This window comes from Curtobacterium sp. PhB136 (assembly GCF_004346855.1).
In the GTDB taxonomy this organism is placed as follows: domain Bacteria; phylum Actinomycetota; class Actinomycetes; order Actinomycetales; family Microbacteriaceae; genus Curtobacterium.
Genome location: NZ_SMGH01000004.1, coordinates 801,871 through 817,800, shown reverse-complemented (window position 1 = coordinate 817,800; position 15,930 = coordinate 801,871). Strand labels below are relative to the sequence as shown.

Sequence of the window (15,930 nt, the reverse complement as noted above, 5' to 3'; positions counted from 1 at the left end):
TCGTTCCACCGCAGTACCGGAGGTCCCCACGCATGGCCGAGCTCACCCGTCGTCACGTGGTCGTCGTCGCGGGCGGCATCTCGCACGAGCGCGATGTCTCCCTGCGATCAGGGCGTCGGGTCGCCGACTCGCTGACCGGCTACGGCTGGCAGGTCGACCTCCGGGACGCCGACGCGACCCTGCTGCCGGCGCTGCGTGAATCCCGTCCGGACGTCGTGTGGCCCGCCCTGCACGGCGCCTCCGGTGAGGACGGTGCGCTCCGCGGCATCCTGGAGGCCGTCGACATCCCGTTCGTCGGCTCGCGTTCCACGTCGGCCCGGCTGGCATGGGACAAGCCGACGGCATCCGCATTGGTCGCCAGGACCGGGGTGCACACCCCTCGCTCGGTGACCCTCTCGCACGACGTCTTCCGCGAGCTCGGGGCCGTCGGTGTCCTCGACAGCATCGCCGCCGAACACCCGGTCCCACTCGCCGTGAAGCCGGCGCGGGGCGGCAGCGCGCAGGGCGTGACCCTCGTCGAGGACACGAACGACCTGCCCCGGGCGATGGTCACCGCGTACACGTACTGCGACGACGTCGTGGTGGAGCAGCTCATCCGCGGGACGGAGGTCGCGGTCGGGATCATCGACACCGGCGACGGCCCGGTCGCGCTCGCTCCGGTCGAGATCGTGCCGCGGAACGGGTTCTACGGCTTCGAAGCGCGCTACAACGCGGGGGAGACGACCTTCTACACACCCGCCCGTCTGTCGGAGGAGCACGCGGCCGCGGCTGCTGCGGCGGCCGTGGCAGCGCACGAGGCGCTCGGACTCCGCCACATCTCCCGCGTGGACCTCATCATCGACGGGGCCGGGACTCCGTGGTTCCTCGAGGCGAACGTCCTTCCGGGCCTCACCGAGACCTCCCTCGTCCCGCAGGCGCTGTCGGCATCCGGATTCGACCTCGGATGGACCTACGCCGAGCTCGCCGAGCAGGCCATCCGCGACGACCACGCCTGATCTCCGCATGACCCGCCGCCGCCGTGTTCCACGTGGAACACGGCGCGCAATCGCCGCGGTCGTTGTGGGAACCGGCTCCGTCCTGCTCTGGGCGGAGCACGTGCACGCGCGAGCTCGTACCCGGCGGCTCGGCCCGACGCCGCGCGTCCGCTCAGGCCCCGGTGCGGTCGTGGTCCTCGGCTTCGCGAACCGCGGCATGCGGGCGAACGTCGTCAACCGATGGCGCGCGCGGATGGCCGTCCGGAGCGCGGGGACCAGTGACGCCGTGACGATCATCACCAGCGGAGGCCCCGTGCGGGGCGAGGCACCCGAAGCCTCGGTACTCGCGCAGTACCTCCGCGACGAGCTCGGCTGGACGGGGTCCTTGCTCCAGGAGACGGAGAGTCGTTCCACGTGGGACAACGTCCGGAACATCATCCCGATGATCGAGTCTGCGGAGTGGATCGTGTTCGCGTCGAACAGCCTCCACGCGGAGAAGGCCCGCGAGTACCTGCGCCGCCAGCGTCCTGATCTCGCGGACCGACTGGTGATCGGCGACGAGTACCGCTTCGGCGAGATGATCCTCTTGAAGCCGTTGTTCGCCGTGGTCGGTCTTCGAAAGCTCCGGCACCTGCGCTGATCGTGCCAACGTCAACCGAGACGATGTTCCACGTGGAACCAGCACTGCACGAGTCCGTCAGAGCCTCCCTACGGGGCGTAGAGACCGCTCCCCTCACGCGAACCCGAGGACGGCACGTTCACGCCGTCAGTCGCCGCACAAGGCCCCTGCGCAACGGCTGAGGGCGATTCATCGCCACGGGCCGGGCAAAGACGAACATCAGCATCGGTCGTAGGTCGAAACGACGAGCCCAGCCGACGTCCGGACGACGTCACGAAGGTCGAACGCGGTCTGCTGACCCGGCCCGAACAGCTGCCGACCGGATCCCAGGATCACCGGGTGCTGGATGAGGACGATCGTGTCGATGAGTCCCAGCGGCAGGAGTGACCGAACCAACACTCCGCTGCCCATGACGACGAGGTTCCCCGGCTCGACGTCCTTGAGCCGACGGAGTTGCGCGGGGACGTCGCCGGAGACCAGCCGCGACTTCGGCCAGGGGAGCTGGGCGGTCGGGTCCCGCGAGACGACGAGTTTCTCGACGGTGTTGAACCCGTCCTTGAACGGCCCACCGACGGCGTTCCAGTGCCCCACCACGTCCTCGTAGGTCCGGCGGCCGAACAGCCACGAGAACGACGGCCCCATGGCCTGCCCCATGGCTGCGCCCAGAGCCCCGTCCGGCCCGGTATCGCCCAGGTCAGCCCAACCGCCGAGTGCGAAGCCGTCTCGGGTGTCCTCGTCGGCCCTTCCCGGCGACTGCATGACCCCGTCGAGACTGACGTGGTTGATGACGACGATGCCCATGGCGCGCTCCTCGTGGATGTTCCACGTGGAACGTACGCCGGTTCAGCCGTTCACGTCCTCCGCGCCCAGCTCACCGAGGATGCGGTTGAGATCGGCCGCATTGGCGAAGTCGATCGTCACACGGCCCTTCCGCGCGCCCACAGCGATCCGTACTCGAGTGTTCAACCGATCGCCGAGCCGCTCGGCGACGTCGGCGAAGTGCGCGTCGCGCTTCGTCGGCTGCGCCGGCGCCTTCTTCGGTGATCCCTGCGCGAGCTGCTGTGCGGCGGCTTCTGCCTGGCGGACGGAGAGGTCCTCGTTGACGATCTTCTCTGCGAGGTACTCCATCGCCTCAGCGTCGGGTGCGGCGAGGATCGCGCGAGCGTGCCCGGCGGACAGCACGCCAGCTGCGACTCGGCGCTGCACGGGGGAGGGCAGCCGCAGCAGTCGGATCGTGTTCGTGATCTGAGGACGCGACCGGCCGATGCGCTGACCGAGCTGCTCCTGGGTGATGCCGAAGTCGGCGAGCAACTGCTGGTACGCCGACGCTTCCTCGAGCGGGTTGAGCTGCGCGCGATGCAGGTTCTCCAGGAGCGCGTCCCGGAGCATGGCGTCATCGGGGGTTTCCTTGACGATCGCCGGGATCGTCGCCAGCCCCAGTTCCTTCGTCGCCCGGAGACGGCGCTCGCCCATGATGAGCTCATACTGCGGCTCAGCACCGGAGGCTCCTTCGATGGGACGAACCACGATGGGCTGCAGGAGACCGATCTCGCGGATCGAGTGCACCAGCTCCTGCAACTCTTCTTCGCGGAATTCCTTGCGGGGCTGCTGCGCGTTCGGGACGATGTCGAGCGGGTTCAGGTTCGCGAGACGAGCTCCGGGAACAGCGACGAGCTCCTCAACGGTGGCACCATCTGCCATCGGTGCCGACGCCGGGGTCCCTCCGGTGGGGAAGAACACGTCGACGGGACGGTCCTGCTGGTCGGATGCCGTGGGGATGAGGGCGCCGATGCCCCGGCCGAGTCCGGTCCGCTTGGGTGCCATCAGTGCTGTGCTCCTCGTGCTGCGATCTCGGCGGCCGCTTCCAGGTAGGAAAGCGATCCGGTGGAGTTGACGTCGTACGCCACGACGCTCTGCCCGTAGCTCGGCGCCTCACTCACCCGTACCGAGCGGGGGATCATGGCCTTCAGGACCTGGTCACCGAAGTGCTCTCGGACATCCGCTGCCACCTGGTTCGCCAGGTTGGTCCGTCCGTCGTACATGGTCAGGAGGATCGTCGAGACCCGCAGGTTCGGGTTCAGGTGCCGCTCGATGAGTTCGATGTTGCGCAGGAGCTGGCTGAGGCCCTCGAGCGCGTAGTACTCACACTGGATCGGGATCAGGACTTCCTGTGCAGCGACGAACGCGTTGATCGTCAGCAGACCCAGGGACGGCGGGCAGTCGATGAAGACGTAGTGGTACGGCTCGTCGAGCGAGGAGAGGTACTGATCGAGCGCGGTACGGAGGCGCTGCTCACGAGCGACGAGCGAGACCAGCTCGATCTCCGCGCCGGCGAGGTGGATCGTTGCCGGGACGCACCAGAGCGTCTCGGACTCGGGGGACTGCTGCACCGCATCGGCGATCGGAGCTTCATCGACGATCACGTCGTAGATGCTGGCGACCTCTGCCTGGTGATTGACGCCGAGCGCCGTTGAGGCATTGCCCTGCGGGTCGAGGTCGATGACCAGGACGCGGGCACCACCGCGTGCGAGTGCCGCAGCGAGGTTCACGGTCGTCGTGGTCTTGCCGACGCCGCCCTTCTGGTTCGACACCGTCATGATCCGGGTCTTCTCCGGCAGCGGGAACTGCTCCGAAGCGATCGCGCGTCGTCGCCGATTGAGGTCAGCGATCTCGCGGGCGAGCGGTGTCGACGCGTCGTAGTCGGTCGATGAACTCAACGAGTGCCTCTTCCCCGGTTCGATGTTTCACGTGGAACGCGGGGCGCTGCACACGATCCACGAGTGGTCTCAGCGCCGCGCGGCGTCAGTCAACTGTAGCCCGGAAGACGCGCGTGGTCTCCTCGACCACACCGACGCCGAGCTCGACGACTTCAACGTCGGACAGGCGCTTGCGGAGGATGACCTTGCGCGCTGCGGCCATCTCGTCGTCGACGCGCGCACCCTTCATCAGGATGAGCTGACCACCCGACCGCACGAGCGGCACGGTGATCGGGATCAGCTTCGAGAGGGCACTCACCGCGCGAGCCGTGACCTGGTCGAGCACCAGCGAGTCGGCGACGTCCTCGGCGCGCCCACGGAGCACCGTGACGTTCGTCAGACCGAGTCGATCGGCTTCCGACGTGAGCCACTCGACCCGTCGCTCCATCGGTTCGATAAGCGTGAACGTGACGTCCGGACGGGCGATCGCCAGAACGAGACCAGGCAGCCCCGCTCCGGAACCGACGTCACCAACGTGACCATCGGCCTCCAGGAGGGGAGCCAGCAGGGCAGAATTGAGGATATGTCGCGTCCACAGGCGGGGCAGTTCGAGCGGGCCGATCAGGCCCAGCTCCTCACCGCGGCGCGCGAGCTCGTTCGTGAACGACCGCGCGACCTCGAGCCGGTCGCCGAAGAGCGTCGCAGCGGCAGCCGGCTCCGCTTCGAGCACCGGCGCCTCGGACGGCTCTGACGCGGCACCCGCGTCGAGAGGAGCGTCCGTCATCGGGTGATGACCGTGTGACGGTCGCGACCCTCGCCCTCGGACTCCGAACGGAAGCCCTTCTCGGCGACCAGGTCGTGCACCAGCTTGCGCTCGTAGGACGACATCGGAGGCAGGGACGCCGTGGGGGAGCCGGCCTCGATCCGCTCGACGGCGGTGTCCACGAGCCGCTGCAGCTCGGACGCCCGGGCGTCCCGCGAACCGCCGACGTCCAGGATGAGCCGGCTGAACTCGCCGGTCTCGGCCTGGACGGCGATACGCGTCAGTTCCTGGAGCGCCGAGACCGTGTCCGGCTTCGCGAGCACCCGCAGTGCGTTGCCCTCGTCGGTCACCGAGAGGTACACGCGGCCCGCGCGCTCCTCGATCTCGATGTCGCCGTCGAGGTCGCAGATGTCGAGGAGTTCCTCGATGTAGTCCGCGGCGATGTCAGCCTCGTCGCGGGCGTCCTCGACCTCGGTGTCGGTGGTCTCCACGGCTGCGGCGGTGTCCTGCTCGGTCACTTACTTCTTCCCGTTCTTCTTCGAGCGCTGCTTGCCGACCGGCTGCGAACGCTGGGTCGTGACACGCACGGCTTCGATCTCCGCCGCACCGGCGCCGGCGCCGGCCTCGGCCAGGACCCCCGCGGGGACGCCGCGACGCTGGGCCTTCTTCGCCAGACGGGCTTCGCGGGCGAGTGCCGCCTCGGAGCCGGGCGTCGGCATGCTGCGGATGACGAAGTACTGCTGCGCCATCGTCCAGAGGTTCGACGCGAGCCAGTAGAACATGACGCCGAGGGGGAACGAGAGACCCGAGATCACGAAGATCAAAGGGAGCACGTACAGCATCATCTTCTGCTGGCGGTACATCGGGGAGGCCTTGGTCTCCGGCGACATGTTCTTCGCGACGAGCTGCAGCTGCGTGATGAACTGCGACGCCGTCATCACGACGATCATGAAGCCGGCGATCGCGCGGACTTCCCAGCCGGAGGCGTTCGTGAAGGTCTCGTGCAGCGGGGCACCGAACAGGGCCGCATCGCCGAAGGACTTCGCGAGGTCGTTGGTCAGCAGGCCGATGCCCACCTTGTTGATCTGCGCTTCGTGCAGCACCGAGTACAGCGAGAAGAAGATCGGCATCTGCAGCAGCAGCGGCAGGCAGGAGCTCAGCGGGTTGGTGCCGGTCTCCTTGTAGAGCGCCATGGTCTCGCGGGACATCGCCTCTCGCGAGAACTGGTCCTTCTTGCCCTTGTACTTGTCCTGGATCTTCTTCAGCTGCGGCGCCACCTCGAGCATGCGTCGCTGCGACTTGATCTGCCGCACGAAGATCGGGATGAGCGCCGCGCGGACGACGAACGTCAGGAAGATGATCGACAGCACCCAGGTGATGCCCGCGGAGGGGTCCATCCCGATGCTCTCGAAGATCCAGTGGAAGCCGACGAGGATGGCCGAGACCACCCACTTGAGGGGCCAGAGGATCGTTCCGATGAGGTCCATGAGGACGGTCACGCCTTTCGAGTGCGCTGGGGGAGCAGGACCGGTCGGACGATGCCGGCCGGGGACTGCGACTGCTGCCGTGCCGGGGCGAGCACGAAGCCGAACCGGTTGACGTTGTAGGGGCGACGACGGTCAGGGACGTCGTCGATGCCGCCGGCCGCCCAGGGGTTGCAGCGGCCGATGCGCCAGGCGCCCATCGCGGTCCCGCGCACGACGCCGTACTGCTGGATCGCTTCGAGCGCGTAGCGCGAGCACGAGGGGTGGTACCGGCAGACGTTGCCGTAGAGCGGCGAGATCACGGCGCGGTAGGCCCGGAGCACGACGACGCAGGCGTTGCGCGGGAGCAACGCCACGGTCCACAGGACCTGCACCAGGAGCGTCCGGTTCATGCTGCCTTCTCCACACCGCGCGCGAACGATCGCGAGACGTCTTCGAGCAGGGTAGGCCATGTGGCCTGCGCAGCGGCTGGCAGTGCGCGCACCACCACGTCGTACCCGGTGGGGTCCGTCGTCAGCAGCTCGTGGGCGATGCCCTTGAGCCGTCGTCGAACGAGGTTGCGGGTGACCGCGTTGCCGACCGTCTTCGCCACGATGAAGCCGAACCGTGTCGGCTCCGCGGGCCGGGAGACCACCGAGACGACGACGTTCGCCGTGGCGCTCCTGCGGCCACGACGGACGGTCATGCGGTAGTCGTTCCCGAGGACGATCCGGTTCACGCGCGCGAGCACGACGTCACCATGCTGCTTGCAGGCACACCGAAGCGCCGCGCGGCAGGACGGGTCCCGCCGGCACGGCGCCGGATGCAGCTCGGATCGACCAAGCCCGGATCGAGCAAGCTCGGATCGAGCAGGTCCGAATCAAGCAGCTCTTGAATCAAGCAGAGAGCTCGGTGCGGCCCTTGGCGCGACGGGCGGCCAGGATCGCACGACCCGCACGCGTCCGCATGCGGAGACGGAAGCCGTGCTTCTTGGCGCGGCGACGGTTGTTCGGCTGGAAGGTGCGCTTGCTCATGATCTTCTCCACACGGCTGCTCGACGCGAGCCGTCACGAATACGTTTGGTTGACGCAGGTGGGCGCGACCAAGGGGCCGCAGTCAACTTCTCAACGGTACGTGACGGAGCCGGAGAGGTCAAACCCCGGGCGGGACCGGGGGTTCTCCACATTGGGGACAACTTCCGTTCGGTGGGACCGGCCTCGGTCCTTTACAGTTGGTGGATCGAACCGCCCTCCGGCCCGGTACGACGGGGGAGTACCCCGTTCCAGCGGACCAGGGCGGTCGTGGACAAGACTGTGGACAACCCTGTGGGAAGCCCGCGGCACAACGGCGTCGACGAAGCCACCCGAGCCACGGACGACTCGCCGGGAACGGTGTCGCTGCGCCCGCCCGAGCGCCCGGAACGCCCCTGCCCACACACGGACGACACGAGACCCTGGAGACGAGCGCGACATGACGATGCCGGCCGACCCCGTCGAGGACCTCTGGTCTTCCGTCCTCGGACTCCTCGCGGACGACGACCGCATCACGCCGCAGCTGCACGGCTTCCTGAACCTCGTCGAGCCGAAGGGCGTCCTCGCCGGCACCCTCTACCTCGAGGTGCCGAACGACCTCACCCGCGGGATGCTCGAGCAGCGGATCCGTGTGCCCATCACCGAGGCCGTCTCGCGCATCGGCGACGACTCGGTGGCGAACTTCGCGATCACCGTGAACCCGGACATGGCATCGGAGCCCCGCGTCGAGCCGACGGTCCCCTCCTACGCGGAGCCGGTGCAGCAGGCGGTCGAGCAGAGTGCGGCGCCCCGTCAGTACATCGAGGCACCGTTCGTCCCGAGCCAGATCGACGCCCCGGGCACCAGCGGTCGCCCGGAGTCCCGGCTGAACCCGAAGTACAACTTCGACAACTTCGTCATCGGCGCCTCGAACCGGTTCGCCCACGCAGCGGCGGTCGCCGTGGCGGAGGCGCCGGCGAAGGCGTACAACCCGCTCTTCATCTACGGCGACTCCGGGCTCGGCAAGACCCACCTCCTGCATGCGATCGGCCACTACGCCGAGAGCCTCTACCCGGGGATCCGGGTGCGGTACGTGTCGAGCGAGGAGTTCACGAACGACTTCATCAACTCGATCGCGAACAACCGGTCGAACCAGTTCCAGCAGCGGTACCGCGACATCGACATCCTGCTGATCGACGACATCCAGTTCCTCCAGGGCAAGGACTCGACGCAGGAAGCCTTCTTCCACACGTTCAACACGTTGCACGACCACAACAAGCAGGTCGTCATCACCTCCGACGTCGCGCCGAAGCACCTCACCGGGTTCGAGGACCGGATGCGCAGCCGCTTCGAGTGGGGCCTGATCACCGACGTCCAGGCGCCCGACCTCGAGACGCGCATCGCGATCCTCCGCAAGAAGGCGCAGTCCGACCACCTGCAGGTGCCGGACGACATCCTCGAGTTCATGGCGTCGAAGGTGTCGAGCAACATCCGGGAGCTCGAGGGGACGCTCATCCGCGTCACCGCGTTCGCGAGCCTGAACCGGACGGCCGTGGACATGGCCCTCGTGCAGACGGTCCTCAAGGACCTGATCACGCTCGACGAGGACAACGTCATCGCGCCGACGGACATCATCAACCACACCGCGGAGTACTTCAAGCTCTCCGTCGACGACCTCTACGGCTCGTCCCGGTCGCAGGCGATCGCGACGGCCAGGCAGATCGCGATGTACCTCTGCCGTGAGCTGACGAGCCTCTCCCTGCCGAAGATCGGACAGCTGTTCGGCAACCGCGACCACACCACGGTGATGTACGCGAACAAGAAGATCGCGGAGCTCATGAAGGAGCGACGGTCCATCTACAACCAGGTGACCGAGCTGACGAGCCGCATCAAGCAGGACCGCCGGTACCGCTGAGCGCGTTGCGCTCGCGTCCGCCAGAACAAACGTTCTGACCGCCGGGAGGCTCGACTCACCCCCGTGAGATCGGCCCACTTCGGCGCGCGTCCACCATCTGAGACGGTTCCATGCGGCGGAGTTCTCACAGTGTGGAAAGCCTGTGGATAACTGTGGAGGACACGCCGGACGGTTGTACACAGACGGGAGGGCCTCTGTGGAGACTGGGGATGGAAGTGGATAGATGAGTTTCATTCATCCCGAGAGCGCCAACAGGCCGCTCACAAGTCACACGGTTGTAGTTCCCTGTCGCTGAGCGGCATCCCCAGGGTTATCCACAGTGTGCACAGGCGTTAATACTCTTGTTCCTGTTTTTCTCTCTGGATCACTGGGCCAACCTTGTGGACGGCCGAATCACACGAAATCCGGGCTCGGCTCCGCTGTGCCACAATGGGGCGGCCGGACAGTCCAACGATCGACAGGGGTCCCAGCTGTGAAGTTCGAGGTCAACCGGGACGTCTTCTCCGAAGCCGTCTCCTTCGCGGTGAAGCTCCTCCCACAGCGAACGACCCTCCCGATCCTGTCGGGTGTCCTGATCCACGCAGAGGGCGACCGGCTCACCCTCTCCTCGTTCGACTACGAGGTGTCGGCGCAGACGTCGATCTCGGCGCAGATCGACGACGCGGGCACGGTCCTCGTCTCCGGTCGACTGCTGAACGACATCGCGAGCCGTCTGCCGAACGCCCCCGTGACGTTCTCCACGGAAGAGTCACGGATCACCGTCACCTGCGGCTCAGCGCACTTCACGCTGCTGAGCATGCCGGTCGAGGAGTACCCGACCCTCCCGGAGATCGGCGCACAGACCGGTGTCATCCCCGGTGACGCGTTCTCCGAAGCCGTGTCGCAGGTCGCGGTCGCCGCCAGTCGTGACGACGTCACCCCGGTGATCACCGGCGTCCAGCTCGAAGTCGGCGACAACGACCTCTCCCTGATCGCCACGGACCGCTACCGCGTCGCCGTCCGCACCATCGCCTGGGACTCCGGCCGCGTCGGTTCCGACCCGATGCACGCGCTCGTCCCGGCCCGCACCCTGCAGGAAGTGGGCCGCACGTTCGGCTCCGCCTCGACGGTGTCGGTGTCGATCAGCGGCACATCGGACCGCGAGCTCATCGCGTTCCAGGCCGACGACAAGACCGTGACGTCGCTGCTCATCAAGGGCAACTACCCGCCGGTCCGTCGGCTCTTCCCCGAGACCGTCCAAGACCACGCCGTGATCAACACGGCCGAGCTGGTCGAAGCGGTCCGACGGGTCTCCCTCGTCCTGGAGCGCGAAGCGGCGCTCCGGTTCTCCTTCACGGTCGACGGGCTCACGCTCGAAGCGATCGGTTCCGAACAAGCGCAGGCGTCAGAGTCGATCGATGCGTTGCTGACCGGTGAGGAAACGGTGGTCTCGCTGAAGCCCGCCTTCCTCCTGGACGGGTTGAACGCGGTGCACTCCGAGTTCGTCCGGATCTCCTTCACCAAGACGGAGAACCCCAACAAGCCGGGTCCGGTGCTCATCACCGGCCAGTCCTCGCGTGAGGAACCGGCGACGGACGGATACCGGTACCTGCTGCAGCCCAATCTCCTGCTGCGATAGCGCAACAGCCGAACACTGCGCTGACGCGCCACCCCTGCATCAGCGCGACGACGAACAGAAGAGGAAATCATGCACATCGGTCTTGTCGGCCTCGGTCGCATGGGCAACAACATGCGTGCCCGTCTCCGCAACGCAGGCATCGAGGTCACCGGGTACGACGCCAACCCCGCCGTCTCCGATGTCGCCAGCCTCGCCGACCTCGCGGCCGCGCTGCCCGAGGGCCAGAAGCTCGTGTGGGTCATGGTCCCGCACGGCAAGATCACCGACGACGTGATCACGGAGCTCGCCGGCGTCCTCGCCGAGGGTGACCTGGTCATCGACGGCGGCAACTCGAAGTGGCTCGACGACACCACGCACGCCGAGCAGCTCGGTGCGCGCGGCATCCGCTACATGGACGCCGGCGTCTCCGGTGGCGTCTGGGGCAAGGACAACGGCTACGGCCTCATGGTCGGCGGTGACGCCGAGGACGTCGAGTTCGCGATGCCGGTCTTCGACGCGCTCCGCCCCGAGGGCCCGCGCGAAGAGGGCTTCTCGCACGCCGGCCCGATCGGCGCCGGCCACTACGCGAAGATGGTCCACAACGGGATCGAGTACGCGATCATGCAGGCCTACGGTGAGGGCTACGAGCTCCTCGAGGCCAAGGACCTGATCACCGACGTCCCCGCCGTGTTCGCCGGATGGCAGCGCGGCACGGTCGTCCGCTCCTGGCTGCTCGACCTCATGGTGCTGGCCCTCAACGAAGACCCGAAGCTCGACGAGCTCGAGGGCTACGTCGAGGACTCGGGCGAAGGTCGCTGGACCCTCGAAGAGGGCATCGAGCTCGCCGTGCCGATGCCGGCGCTCTCCGCGTCGATCTTCGCGCGCTTCGTCTCGCGTCAGGGCAGCGCGTCCCCGACGATGAAGGCCGTCGCGGCGCTCCGCAACCAGTTCGGCGGCCACGCCGTCAAGAAGTCCTAGGACTTCCCGGGGAAACCCGGCCTCGGCCCGCGTGCACGTCGACCATCTCCAACTGACCGACTTCCGGAACTACCGGGAGGCGGACGTCGACCTCGTACGCGGGCCGAACCTCTTCGTCGGGCGGAACGGCCAGGGCAAGACGAACCTCGTCGAGTCCATCGCCTACCTGTCCACCCTCGGCTCGCACCGCGTCCCCACCGACGCGGCACTCGTGCGACAGGGCTGCGACGCCGCGATCGTGCGGGCCCGGCTCGCCCACGACGACCGGAGCATCCTCGCCGAGGTGCAGATCAACCGGTCGGGGTCGAACCGGGCGCAGATCAACCGCGCCGCGATCAAGCCGCGCGAGCTCCCGCGGTGCTGCACGAGCGTGCTCTTCGCGCCGGAGGACCTGGCGCTGGTCCGCGGCGAACCGGCCGGCCGCCGGCGGATGCTCGACGAGCTCCTCGTCCAGATCGCGCCGCGGATGCAGGGCGTCATCGCGGACTACGACCGCACGCTCCGGCAGCGGAACACCCTGCTGAAGTCCGCGCGGGCAACCGGCGCGAAGTCCGGATCGCTCGCGACGCTCGACGTGTGGGACGAACGGCTCGTTGCGTTCGGCTCCGAGATCATCGCCGCGCGCGACCACCTCACCCGCCGACTCGCACCCTTCGTCGCCGAGGCGTACGCGACCGTCGCCGGTGAGCGGCACGAGGCCTCGATCACCGGTGTGCTGAGCGTCCGTGGCGGCGATCCCGAGGACGCCTCGGCGACGGACCCCGTGCTCGGGACACCAGATGAACCGGTTACCGTTCCCGCCGCGGCGGAGGCGTTCCGCGGGGCGCTCGAGCGACGTCGACGCGACGAACTCGATCGCGGGCTGACGCTCGCCGGGCCACACCGGGACGACGTCCTCTTCACCCTGAACGGGTTACCGGCCCGTGGATACGCCAGTCACGGCGAATCCTGGTCCTTCGCCCTGGCGATCCAGCTCGCGTCGGCGTCGATCCTCCGCGCCGAGTCGACCCTCGGCGACCCGATCATCATCCTCGACGACGTGTTCGCCGAACTCGACGAGTCCCGGCGTGAGCGTCTCGGGAACGCGGTGGCGGACTACGAGCAGGTCCTCATCACGGCGGCGGTGTTCGGCGACGTGCCCCCACAGCTGGCGGCCCACACCGTCCGGATCGAGTCGGGGACCATCGTGACGGACGAGGCGGAGCCGACCACGGCCTCCCGTCCGGACGACACCACGGCAGCGGACACGACGGAAGCCGGCGTCTGATGCCCCGCCCGTGGAAGCCCACCGAACCGAGCCGGGTCTACCAGCACCTCAAGGCGGTGTTCGGCGACCCGACGAAGCGCGGCGTCGACGCGCGCCGCCGCCGTGCCAAGGAGATCGACGCGGACACCGTGCCGTACGGGCGCGGCCGGGAACCGAAGGGCCTCGGCGACATCGTCGGTTCCCTCGCCGCCGAACTCGGCTGGACCGAGCCGCTCGCCCGCTCCGAGCTCTTCGTGGACTGGCCGAGCGTGGTCGGTGACGAGCTCGCCAAGCACTCCCAGCCGGTCACCATCGAGGACGGCGCACTGGTCATCCGGTGCGACTCGACGGCGTGGGCGACCCAGCTCCGGCTGATGCGCGCGAGCGTCACGACGACCATCGCGGAACGGCACCCGGAGGCGGGGGTCGAGTCGATCCGGGTTTCCGGCCCGGACGCCCCCACGTGGAAACGCGGTCTCAGGACGGTCCAGGGGCGCGGTCCTCGCGACACTTACGGTTGAGCCGACAAAACCATCCCCTCGTGGCGAAATCGGCCGTCCAGGGGCTGTTTTCGCCCTCGGAAGAGGGCCTCCTGCGATAGACTGGGCGGTGCAGTGCGCGGGTGTTCCGCGCGCAGGCAGGAGCACTCTCGACATGGCATCAGGATCTGAACAGGACCGACAGGACCCCCGCGGCAACCCCGCCGCAGAAGAACCGTCGTACGGCGCAGACCAGATCCAGGTGCTCGAAGGGCTCGAGGCAGTCCGCAAGCGCCCGGGCATGTACATCGGGTCCACCGGCCCCCGCGGTCTCCACCACCTCGTGCAGGAGATCGTCGACAACTCCGTGGACGAAGCCCTCGCCGGCTACTGCGACACCATCGACGTCACCATCCGCGAAGACGGCGGCGTCCGCGTGGTCGACAACGGCCGTGGCATCCCGGTCGGCATCCACGCTGCCGAAGGCGTCTCGACCGTCCAGGTCGTCCTGACCGTCCTGCACGCCGGCGGCAAGTTCGGCGGCGGTGCGTACGCGGTCTCCGGCGGTCTGCACGGCGTGGGTTCCTCCGTCGTGAACGCGCTGAGCTCGGAACTCGACGTCGAGGTCCGCCAGCAGGGCCACGTCTGGCGCCAGAGCTACACCGACGGTGTCCCCGTCGCGCCGCTCTCCCAGAACGAAGCGTCCGACGACCACGGCACCACGATCACCTTCTGGCCGAACGCCGAGATCTTCGAGACCGTCGTCTTCGACTACGAGACCCTCCGCGCCCGCTTCCAGCAGATGGCGTTCCTCAACAAGGGCCTCCGGATCAACCTCCGTGACGAGCGCACCCCCGACGAAGGCGAAGAGTCGCGCCACGACTCCTTCCGCTACGAGCGCGGGCTCGCCGACTACGTCGAGTACATCAACGCGCAGAAGAAGGCCGACCTGGTCCACCCGGACGTCATCGGCTTCGAGGCAGAGGACACCGAGCGCAAGATCGCGCTCGAGGTCGCGATGCAGTGGAACACCTCCTACCAGGAGAGCGTCCACACCTTCGCGAACACGATCAACACGCACGAGGGCGGCACCCACGAAGAAGGGTTCCGCGCCGCGCTCACCACGCTCGTGAACCGCTACGCGCGCGAAGCCAAGATCATCAAGGAGAAGGACGACAACCTCACGGGTGACGACATCCGTGAAGGGCTGACCGCCGTCATCTCCGTCAAGCTCGGCGAACCGCAGTTCGAAGGCCAGACGAAGACCAAGCTCGGCAACACCGAGGCGAAGTCGTTCGTCCAGCGCGTCGTCGGCACCGAGCTCACGCACTGGTTCGAGAGCAACCCGACGCAGGCCCGCGACGTCGTCCGCAAGGCGATCCAGGCATCGCAGGCCCGTCTCGCCGCCCGAAAGGCCCGCGAGACCACCCGGCGCAAGGGGCTGCTCGAGTCGGGCGGCATGCCCGGCAAGCTGAAGGACTGCCAGTCGAAGGACCCGACACTGTCGGAGATCTTCATGGTGGAGGGCGACTCGGCCGGCGGTTCCGCCGTGCAGGGCCGCAACCCGATGACCCAGGCCATCCTGCCCCTCCGCGGCAAGATCCTGAACGTCGAGAAGGCGCGCCTCGACCGTGCCCTCGCCAACCAGGAGATCCAGTCGATGATCACGGCGTTCGGCGCCGGCATCGGTGAGGACTTCGACCCGGACAAGGCCCGGTACCACAAGATCGTGCTGATGGCCGATGCCGACGTCGACGGTCAGCACATCACCACGCTGCTGCTCACGCTGCTCTTCCGCTACATGCGTCCGCTCATCGAGCGCGGGTACGTGTACCTCGCGCAGCCGCCGCTGTACCGCCTGAAGTGGTCCAACTCCGCGCACGAGTACGTCTTCAGCGACCGTGAGCGCGACGCCCTGCTGCAGGCGGGCATCGCCGCCGGCAAGCGCATCCCGAAGGACAACGGGATCCAGCGCTACAAGGGCCTCGGCGAGATGGACTACAAGGAGCTCTGGGACACCACGATGAACCCGGACACCCGCACCCTGCTCCAGGTCACGCTGGAAGACGCGGCGGCCGTCGACAGCGTCTTCGCCACCCTGATGGGTGAAGACGTCGACGCACGTCGCCAGTTCATCCAGCAGAACGCCAAGGACGTCCGGTTCCTGGACATCTGAGGTCCGACATCTGA

Annotated in this window: 17 protein-coding genes; 8 read left to right on the top strand and 9 right to left on the bottom strand. The window is 67.8% G+C overall.

The annotated features are described in order from the left end of the window. The first annotated feature begins 32 nt into the window (after window positions 1-32). Window positions 33-995, top strand: coding sequence for a D-alanine--D-alanine ligase (locus tag EDF27_RS03920; protein WP_123701000.1), 963 nt, complete (start codon window positions 33-35; stop codon window positions 993-995). A gap of 64 nt (window positions 996-1,059) precedes the next feature. Next, window positions 1,060-1,614: a YdcF family protein gene (locus EDF27_RS03915; protein WP_243698189.1), complete on the top strand. Its 555-nt coding sequence runs from the start codon at window positions 1,060-1,062 to the stop codon at window positions 1,612-1,614. A 198-nt stretch (window positions 1,615-1,812) separates the two neighbouring features. On the opposite strand, the gene EDF27_RS03910 is transcribed toward EDF27_RS03915, so the two are convergent. From EDF27_RS03910 to rpmH, 9 genes are all read right to left on the bottom strand, one after another. After that, a complete protein-coding gene (locus EDF27_RS03910) occupies window positions 1,813-2,394 on the bottom strand; it encodes a dihydrofolate reductase family protein (RefSeq protein WP_132047391.1) in 582 nt (193 codons plus the stop codon). Window positions 2,395-2,436: 42 nt separating this feature from the next. Then, window positions 2,437-3,417, bottom strand: a complete 981-nt coding sequence (locus EDF27_RS03905) for a ParB/RepB/Spo0J family partition protein (RefSeq protein WP_132047389.1) — start codon at window positions 3,415-3,417, stop codon at window positions 2,437-2,439. Beyond that, window positions 3,417-4,310, bottom strand: a complete 894-nt coding sequence (locus EDF27_RS03900) for a ParA family protein (RefSeq protein WP_279433176.1) — start codon at window positions 4,308-4,310, stop codon at window positions 3,417-3,419. Before EDF27_RS03900 ends, EDF27_RS03905 begins: the two co-directional genes overlap by 1 nt. Before the next feature lie 85 nt (window positions 4,311-4,395). After that, window positions 4,396-5,073, bottom strand: coding sequence for a 16S rRNA (guanine(527)-N(7))-methyltransferase RsmG (rsmG, locus tag EDF27_RS03895; protein WP_132047387.1), 678 nt, complete (start codon window positions 5,071-5,073; stop codon window positions 4,396-4,398). Continuing rightward, window positions 5,070-5,570, bottom strand: coding sequence for a R3H domain-containing nucleic acid-binding protein (locus EDF27_RS03890; protein ID WP_123655018.1), 501 nt, complete (start codon window positions 5,568-5,570; stop codon window positions 5,070-5,072). The genes rsmG and EDF27_RS03890 overlap by 4 nt, the downstream gene beginning before the upstream one ends. After that, on the bottom strand, window positions 5,571-6,539 hold the full coding sequence (yidC, locus tag EDF27_RS03885) for a membrane protein insertase YidC (RefSeq protein ID WP_123655019.1): 969 nt from the start codon (window positions 6,537-6,539) through the stop codon (window positions 5,571-5,573). Window positions 6,540-6,547: 8 nt separating this feature from the next. Continuing rightward, window positions 6,548-6,928 carry a membrane protein insertion efficiency factor YidD gene (gene yidD, locus EDF27_RS03880; RefSeq protein ID WP_123655020.1) on the bottom strand — a complete coding sequence of 127 codons (381 nt, stop codon included), beginning with the start codon at window positions 6,926-6,928 and terminating at the stop codon, window positions 6,548-6,550. Then, window positions 6,925-7,266, bottom strand: a complete 342-nt coding sequence (rnpA, locus tag EDF27_RS03875; RefSeq protein WP_123701006.1) for a ribonuclease P protein component — start codon at window positions 7,264-7,266, stop codon at window positions 6,925-6,927. Before rnpA ends, yidD begins: the two co-directional genes overlap by 4 nt. 145 nt (window positions 7,267-7,411) lie before the next feature. After that, complete coding sequence (rpmH, locus tag EDF27_RS03870) at window positions 7,412-7,549, bottom strand: 50S ribosomal protein L34 (protein ID WP_071299798.1); 138 nt, start codon at window positions 7,547-7,549, stop codon at window positions 7,412-7,414. A gap of 442 nt (window positions 7,550-7,991) precedes the next feature. Between rpmH and dnaA the strand changes: the two genes are divergently transcribed. The 6 genes from dnaA (at window position 7,992) to gyrB (ending at window position 15,916) form a co-directional block, all read left to right on the top strand. After that, window positions 7,992-9,440 (top strand): chromosomal replication initiator protein DnaA, encoded by a 1,449-nt coding sequence (gene dnaA / locus EDF27_RS03865; protein WP_243698224.1) that lies wholly within the window; start codon window positions 7,992-7,994, stop codon window positions 9,438-9,440. A 472-nt stretch (window positions 9,441-9,912) separates the two neighbouring features. Beyond that, complete coding sequence (gene dnaN, locus EDF27_RS03860) at window positions 9,913-11,058, top strand: DNA polymerase III subunit beta (protein WP_123655023.1); 1,146 nt, start codon at window positions 9,913-9,915, stop codon at window positions 11,056-11,058. A 69-nt stretch (window positions 11,059-11,127) separates the two neighbouring features. Then, window positions 11,128-12,015, top strand: coding sequence for a phosphogluconate dehydrogenase (NAD(+)-dependent, decarboxylating) (gnd, locus tag EDF27_RS03855; RefSeq protein WP_132047385.1), 888 nt, complete (start codon window positions 11,128-11,130; stop codon window positions 12,013-12,015). Window positions 12,016-12,046: 31 nt separating this feature from the next. After that, on the top strand, window positions 12,047-13,282 hold the full coding sequence (gene recF, locus EDF27_RS03850; protein WP_132047383.1) for a DNA replication/repair protein RecF: 1,236 nt from the start codon (window positions 12,047-12,049) through the stop codon (window positions 13,280-13,282). Next, window positions 13,282-13,782, top strand: coding sequence for a DciA family protein (locus EDF27_RS03845; RefSeq protein ID WP_123655026.1), 501 nt, complete (start codon window positions 13,282-13,284; stop codon window positions 13,780-13,782). Before recF ends, EDF27_RS03845 begins: the two co-directional genes overlap by 1 nt. A 133-nt stretch (window positions 13,783-13,915) precedes the next feature. After that, on the top strand, window positions 13,916-15,916 hold the full coding sequence (gene gyrB / locus EDF27_RS03840) for a DNA topoisomerase (ATP-hydrolyzing) subunit B (RefSeq protein ID WP_132047381.1): 2,001 nt from the start codon (window positions 13,916-13,918) through the stop codon (window positions 15,914-15,916). The last annotated feature ends 14 nt before the right edge of the window (window positions 15,917-15,930 follow it).

What these genes read in the sequence shown, in the direction of transcription:
- EDF27_RS03920 (WP_123701000.1), top strand. Translation starts at nt 33, where the DNA reads ATGGCCGAGCTCACCCGTCGTCACGTGGTCGTCGTCGCGGGCGGCATC.
- EDF27_RS03910 (WP_132047391.1), bottom strand. Translation starts at nt 2,394, where the DNA reads ATGGGCATCGTCGTCATCAACCACGTCAGTCTCGACGGGGTCATGCAG.
- EDF27_RS03905 (WP_132047389.1), bottom strand. Translation starts at nt 3,417, where the DNA reads ATGGCACCCAAGCGGACCGGACTCGGCCGGGGCATCGGCGCCCTCATC.
- rsmG (WP_132047387.1), bottom strand. Translation starts at nt 5,073, where the DNA reads ATGACGGACGCTCCTCTCGACGCGGGTGCCGCGTCAGAGCCGTCCGAG.
- yidC (WP_123655019.1), bottom strand. Translation starts at nt 6,539, where the DNA reads ATGGACCTCATCGGAACGATCCTCTGGCCCCTCAAGTGGGTGGTCTCG.
- yidD (WP_123655020.1), bottom strand. Translation starts at nt 6,928, where the DNA reads ATGAACCGGACGCTCCTGGTGCAGGTCCTGTGGACCGTGGCGTTGCTC.
- rpmH (WP_071299798.1), bottom strand. Translation starts at nt 7,549, where the DNA reads ATGAGCAAGCGCACCTTCCAGCCGAACAACCGTCGCCGCGCCAAGAAG.
- dnaA (WP_243698224.1), top strand. Translation starts at nt 7,992, where the DNA reads ATGCCGGCCGACCCCGTCGAGGACCTCTGGTCTTCCGTCCTCGGACTC.
- gnd (WP_132047385.1), top strand. Translation starts at nt 11,128, where the DNA reads ATGCACATCGGTCTTGTCGGCCTCGGTCGCATGGGCAACAACATGCGT.
- EDF27_RS03845 (WP_123655026.1), top strand. Translation starts at nt 13,282, where the DNA reads ATGCCCCGCCCGTGGAAGCCCACCGAACCGAGCCGGGTCTACCAGCAC.
- gyrB (WP_132047381.1), top strand. Translation starts at nt 13,916, where the DNA reads ATGGCATCAGGATCTGAACAGGACCGACAGGACCCCCGCGGCAACCCC.